Source organism: Brachybacterium sp. HMSC06H03 (genome assembly GCF_001807385.1).
Classification (GTDB): domain Bacteria; phylum Actinomycetota; class Actinomycetes; order Actinomycetales; family Dermabacteraceae; genus Brachybacterium; species Brachybacterium conglomeratum.
In genome coordinates, this window is record NZ_KV788760.1 from 1 (window position 1) to 6,056 (window position 6,056).

The following is a 6,056-nucleotide window of genomic DNA, read 5'->3' on the forward strand; positions in this document are numbered from 1 at the left end:
GAGGCGGCCTGCGCCGCCGCCGGCCTCCCCGCGCCGCGGATCAGCGCGGGCGCCGAGGCGGTCGTCGAGCTCGCCGGGTCCCTCGGCGCGCAGGACGTGGTCCTCAACGCGATCACCGGCTCCGTCGGCCTGCTGCCCACCCTCGCCGCGCTCCGCTCCGGGGCCCGGCTCGCGCTGGCGAACAAGGAGTCCCTCGTCGTCGGGGGAGACCTGGTCACGGACGCCGCCGCGCCCGGGCAGATCCTCCCCGTCGACTCCGAGCACACCGCGATCGCGCAGGCCCTGGCCGGGGTGCGCCACGACCAGATCGACCACCTCGTGGTCACCGCCTCCGGAGGGCCCTTCCGCGGCCGCACCCGCGCCGAGCTCGACGGCGTCACTCCCGAGCAGGCGCTCGCCCACCCCACCTGGTCGATGGGCCGGGTCATCACCACGAACTCCGCGACCCTGGTGAACAAGGCGCTCGAGGTGATCGAGGCCTGCTTCCAGTTCGACCTGCCGGAGGAACGCGTGCAGGTGGTCGTCCACCCCCAGTCGATCGTCCACTCGATGGTCACGCTCGTCGACGGCTCCACGATCGCCCAGGCGAGCCCGCCGGACATGCGCCACGCGATCGGCTGGGCCCTCGCCCACCCCGAGAAGCTCCCCGGCCTCGCCGCCCCGCTGGACTTCTCCGCCGCGCAGTCCTGGACCTTCGAGCCCGTGGACGAGGACACCTTCGACGCGATCGCGCTGGCCCGCGCCGCGCACCGCGAGGGCGGGGGAGCGATGGCCGTGTACAACGCCGTGAACGAGGAGGCGGTCGACGCCTTCTTCGACGGGCGCCTCGACTTCCTCGGCATCACCGGGCTGATCCGGGCGGTGCTCGAGCTCCCGACGCGGCCGCGCGCGGAGCGCGCCGACGGCGTCGATGCCCTCCTCGAGCTCGAGTCCTGGGCGCGCGCCGCCGCGGCCGAGCTCCTCGCGGCCCGGGCGCGCTGAGCGTGCTGCTGTTCGCGCTCGGCGTCCTCGTCATCGCGGCGGGGCTCGCCCTCTCGATCGCGCTGCACGAGATCGGGCACCTGGTCCCCGCGAAGCTGTTCGGGGTCCGTGTCACCCAGTACATGATCGGCTTCGGGCCGACGGTCCTCTCCCGCACCCGCGGCGAGACCGAGTACGGGCTGAAGGCCATCCCGCTGGGCGGCTACATCCGGATGATCGGCATGTACCCGCCGCACAAGGGCGAGCCCGAGGGCACGATCCGCGAGGACTCCACCGGCCTGCTCCAGCAGATGACGGAGATGTCCGAGGACGCGAAGGCGTACGAGTCCGCCCAGTACGGGCCCGAGGACGCCCACCGCACCTTCGTGGCGCTGTCGGTGCCGAAGAAGCTCGTGGTCATGCTCGGCGGGCCCACCATGAACCTGCTCATCTCCGTGCTGCTGATGGTGGTGCTGGTCAGCGGGATCGGCCTGCCCTCGGTGACGCCGACGGTGCAGAGCGTCTCCGAGTGCGTGGTCCCGGCCGACGCGCCGGTGGACGTCTCCTGCGAGGGACAGCCCCCGGCCCCCGCGCTCGAGGCCGGGATCCGTCCCGGCGACGTGCTGCGCGAGATCGACGGCGCCCCGATCACGCGCTGGGAGGACGTCACCGAGGCCGTCCGCGCCGCGGACGACCGCACGATCGAGGTCGTCGTCGAGCGTGACGGGCGGGAGATCCCGCTCGAGGCGAGCCTCGTGATCGACGCCCGCCCCGTCCTGGACGAGGACGGCGCCGCGGTGCGCGACGCCGACGGGAGGTTGGTCACCGAGGAGGTCGGGTTCCTCGGCGTGGCCGGCACCCCCGACCTCGTCCCGCAGTCCCCGGCCGAGGTGCCTGCGATGGCGTGGGACGCCTTCGTGCGCACCGGGCAGATCGTGGTGACCCTCCCGGTGCGGCTGTACGAAGTGGCGCAGGCCGCCTTCGGCAGCGCCGAGCGCGACCCGGACGGGCCGCTCGGCGTCGTCGGCGTCTCGCGGCTGGCCGGCGAGGTCGCCTCCGCCGACGAGCCCGCCTTCGAGCTGCGCGAGAAGGTCGGGACGATGATCTCGATGCTCGCCTCGCTGAACATGGCGCTGTTCGTGTTCAACCTCGTCCCGCTGCTGCCGCTGGACGGCGGGCATGTCGCCGGGGCGCTGCTCGAGGGGATCCGACGCCGGATCGCACGGCTGCGGGGACGCCCGGATCCTGGGCCTGTGGACATGTCGCGGATGCTCCCCCTGACCAATGCGGTCGCGCTCGTGTTCATCGTGATGACGCTGCTGTTGCTCTACGCCGACATCGTCAAGCCGATCACGCTGTTCCCCTGACCCGCCGCGCGCCCGGTCCGTTCCCCTGACCGCCGCGTGCCCGGTTCTCCGTGGCCGGTCCGACAGGCGCCGGCTCGATCGACGGCCCGTCCGCGGCGCGCACCGGACCCCGTGGGGCTGTGCCCCGGGCCACGTCGTGCGTGCAGGAGCGGTGGAGGTGTCGCACCTCGCCTCGCCGGAGCCCGTCGGCGGTCCATAATGGAGGGGTGACTTCCGTGAGCCTCGGCATCCCCTCCGTCAAGACGCCCCCGCCGGTCCTCGCCCCCCGGCGGACGACCCGCAAGGTGAAGCTGGGCGACCTCTACGTCGGCGGCGACGCGCCGGTCACCGTGCAGTCGATGACCACCACTCCGACGCACGACATCAACGCGACCCTCCAGCAGATCGCGGAGCTGACCGCGGCCGGCTGCGACATCGTGCGCGTGGCCTGCCCGCGCCAGGAGGACGCCGACGCGCTCGTCGCGATCGCCGCGAAGTCCCCGATCCCGGTGATCGCCGACATCCACTTCCAGCCCAAGTACGTCTTCGCCGCGATCGAGGCGGGCTGCGCGGGCGTCCGCGTCAACCCGGGCAACATCCGCCGCTTCGACGACCAGGTGAAGGACATCGCCAAGGCCGCGAAGGACCACGGCACCGCGCTGCGCATCGGCGTGAACGCCGGCTCGATCGACAAGCGCATGATGACCGGCGACCGCGTCACCCCCGAGGCCCTCGTCGCCTCCGCGAAGTGGGAGGCGTCCCTCTTCGAGGAGCACGACTTCCACGACTTCGGCATCTCGGTCAAGCACAACGACCCCGTGATCATGGTCGAGGCCTACCGCCAGCTCGCCGCCGAGGGCGACTGGCCGCTGCACCTCGGCGTCACCGAGGCGGGCCCCGCCTTCCAGGGCACCATCAAGTCCTCTGTCGCCTTCGGCATCCTGCTCGGCGAGGGCATCGGCGACACCATCCGCGTCTCCCTCTCCGCCCCGCCGGTGGAGGAGGTCAAGGTCGGCAACCAGATCCTGCAGTCGCTGAACCTCAAGCCGCGCAAGCTCGACATCGTCTCCTGCCCCTCCTGCGGCCGCGCCCAGGTCGACGTCTACACCCTCGCCGACAAGGTCACCGAGGGGCTCAAGCACCTCGAGGTCCCGTTGCGCGTCGCCGTCATGGGCTGCGTCGTCAACGGCCCCGGCGAGGCGCGCGAGGCCGATCTCGGCGTCGCCTCCGGCAACGGCAAGGGCCAGATCTTCGTCAAGGGCGAGGTCATCAAGACCGTCCAGGAGGAGGACATCGTGGAGACCCTGCTCGCCGAGGCGAACCGCATCGCTGCCGAGATGGGCGAGGACGTCCCCGCCGGCGGTGCCCCCTCCGTCTCCGTGGGCTGAGACCGTGTTCCGGCGGGGCGGGCGCCTGCGCGCAGTGCGCCCCGGCACGGTGGACGCGGCGCTGGAACTCGCCCTGCTGGAGCCGGTCACCAACGCGCTCGGCGGGGCCCGGCTGCGGGAGACCGCCCGCTCCGCCTCCGTCGCCCAGGAGTTCTCCCTGGTGGGCGATGACCGCCTGCCCGAGGGCGTGCTCTGGCACGGGGTGAACCTCTCGCCGCTGTCCTCGACCCCGCGTGCGCTCGACGAGTTCGGGGCGCACCTGGCGGGCAGGCCTCGCCGGGCCAGCTCGGTGGTGGGGGAGCGTGCCGCGATCGAACGGTTGTGGGAGACCCTCGGCCGCTCCTGGGACCGGGAGGTGCGCGAGCACCGCTGGAGCCAGCCGCTGCTGCTCGCGGACCCGCCGGCGCTGATGCCCTCGCTGCCCGGCGCGGGACTGCGAGCCGCCGAGCCGCAGGACGCGGCGGCCGTGTTCCCGGCCGCGGTGGCGATGTTCCGCGAGGAGGTCGGGATCGATCCGCTGCTCGGCGACGGCGGGCGCTCGTACCGCCACCGGGTCGGGGAGCTGATACGGCAACGCCGCACCTATGCGGTGGTCGAGGAGGGCGAGGTGCTGTTCAAGGCCGATGTCGGCGCGCTCTTCGGCCCCGTCGCCCAGATCCACGGCGTGTGGGTGCGCCCGGACCGTCGCGGCCACGGGCTGGGCCGCACCGCGATGGCCGAGCTCGTCGCCCAGGTGCGCCGCGACCACGCCCCGCAGGTCTCCCTCTACGTCAACGACTTCAACGAGCCGGCCCGTCGCGCCTACGCCGCCTCCGGCTTCCGTCAGGTCGGGGAGCTCACCACGCTGCTGTTCTGAGCCGACGGACTCTGTGTCCCGTCGGCTCGGGCGGGACCGTGGGCGGTGAGGACGTACTGCAGCGCGAGCCGGTCCGGGTCCTCCCGCAGTCGGTAGCGGTCGCCCTCGCGCACCATCAGATCAGGCCACGGGCACCAGGCCGCGAACGGGACCTCCTCGAAGGAGTCCAGCACCAGCCCGGCCTGCAGCAGCGCGGTGAGGATCTCCCCGATCGAGTGGTTCCACTCATGGCTGACGGTGTGGGTCATGCGGGGCGTGCCCTCGGGGGCCGGGACATAGCTGCCCTCCTGGTCCCAGGTCATCGGCTGCTCCCGCTGGAAGTAGGGCTGCTCGCTCCTCAGCCCGTCGGAGACGGCGTCGCCCACCGCCATGAGAGTTATCGCGCCGCCCCGGTGCGCGGTGCGGGGAGCGTGCGCGTCGGTGCGCTGCTCAGGAGGCGAGCGCGTCGAGGGCCAGCAGCGTGTTCGCGGCGGTCCAGGCCAGCGGCGCGACCTGGGCCGGGCGGCCGTCGTGCAGCACCTTCTCGGGCAGGGAGCCCTGCTCGGTGCGGTGCGCGGCGAGCCAGGAGAGGATCTCGCGGGCGGGCAGGTGCTCCCCGGCGCGGGCGAGGCCCAGGCCCAGCAGGCTGGTCGACGGGGTCCAGCTGATCCCGTCCTGCTTCCAGGCCGCGCCCGGTGCGATGCCGCCGGCGGGCCGGGACAGCTCGCTCCGCAGCGCCCCCAGGCGTGCCGGATCGATCATGTCGTGCAGGCCCGTCGCGTCGAACAGGGCGAGTGCGGAGTCGGCGCCGCCGCCGTCGCGATAGCGCTGCCAGCCGCCGCGCCCGAAGGTCCCCTGAAGCAGGTGCGCGAAGACCTGCGCCGACTCCTCCGCGCCGGTGGAGCCGGTGAGCTCCGCCCCGGCGCGCAGCCCGGCGAGGGTCGCTCCCGCGCCCCACAGGGTCGCGGCGCCCTCGCGCACCTCCCAGTAGTCGGGGGAGGCGGGCGGCAGCGCGATCCCGCCCGAGGTGGCGTGGTGCAGCGCCGCGAGCGAAGTCGTCACCAGCGGTGCGAGCCGGTCGGCGACGGCCCCGCCTCCGGCGCCCGAGGCGGCGACCGCCTCGGCGCTCGCCCACAGAAGCAGCCCCGTCCCGTCGAACTGCGGGGCGCGGCGATCGGGGGCGCGGTCGGTGCCGGGCACGTAGCGCGCCTCGAACCAGCCGTCGGCCTGCTGGAGGTCCTGGAGATGGGCGAGCACGTCGGCGGCGCGATCGGCCGCGCCGATCCGGGCCAGGGCGACGGAGCAGAACGCCGCATCGCGCGGCCACACGTACCGCCAGTTCGCGGTCCAGCCGGCGACGGGGGCGGGCAGGTCGTCGTCGAGCACCCAGAGGTCCGCGAGCGCGGTGTCCGCGAGGTCGACGAGCAGGTCGGCGTCCCCGGCGGAGGTGCTCGTCCCCGCGGCGGAGATCTCGGCCCCGGCGGCGGAATCGCCGACCCCCGAGGGGGCGCCGCCGCCGTCGGCCAG

At 73.8% G+C, this 6,056-nt stretch carries 6 protein-coding genes; 4 read left to right on the plus strand and 2 right to left on the minus strand.

Going from position 1 to position 6,056, the window contains the following annotated elements; translation table 11 throughout:
* The 4 genes from HMPREF3159_RS07415 to HMPREF3159_RS07430 all read left to right on the plus strand — a co-directional run.
* A partial coding sequence (locus HMPREF3159_RS07415) for a 1-deoxy-D-xylulose-5-phosphate reductoisomerase (protein WP_070500455.1) occupies positions 1–981 on the plus strand: 981 nt, incomplete at its 5' end.
* Between the two features lie 2 nt (positions 982–983).
* A complete protein-coding gene (locus tag HMPREF3159_RS07420; protein ID WP_070500456.1) occupies positions 984–2,327 on the plus strand; it encodes a M50 family metallopeptidase in 1,344 nt (447 codons plus the stop codon).
* A gap of 206 nt (positions 2,328–2,533) precedes the next feature.
* Positions 2,534–3,694, plus strand: coding sequence for a flavodoxin-dependent (E)-4-hydroxy-3-methylbut-2-enyl-diphosphate synthase (gene ispG, locus HMPREF3159_RS07425; protein ID WP_070500457.1), 1,161 nt, complete (start codon positions 2,534–2,536; stop codon positions 3,692–3,694).
* Between the two features lie 34 nt (positions 3,695–3,728).
* Positions 3,729–4,550 (plus strand): GNAT family N-acetyltransferase, encoded by an 822-nt coding sequence (locus tag HMPREF3159_RS07430; RefSeq protein WP_246821546.1) that lies wholly within the window; start codon positions 3,729–3,731, stop codon positions 4,548–4,550.
* On the opposite strand, the gene HMPREF3159_RS07435 is transcribed toward HMPREF3159_RS07430, so the two are convergent.
* Together HMPREF3159_RS07435 and HMPREF3159_RS07440 are read right to left on the minus strand one after the other, a co-directional pair.
* The gene (locus HMPREF3159_RS07435) at positions 4,517–4,915 is read right to left on the minus strand and encodes a hypothetical protein (protein WP_246821548.1); all 399 of its coding nucleotides are present in this window, start codon (positions 4,913–4,915) and stop codon (positions 4,517–4,519) included. The genes HMPREF3159_RS07430 and HMPREF3159_RS07435 overlap by 34 nt on opposite strands.
* 64 nt (positions 4,916–4,979) lie before the next feature.
* Positions 4,980–6,056, minus strand: a 1,077-nt coding sequence (locus HMPREF3159_RS07440; RefSeq protein ID WP_070500458.1) for a glycoside hydrolase family 15 protein, incomplete at its 5' end; no start/stop codon positions are given.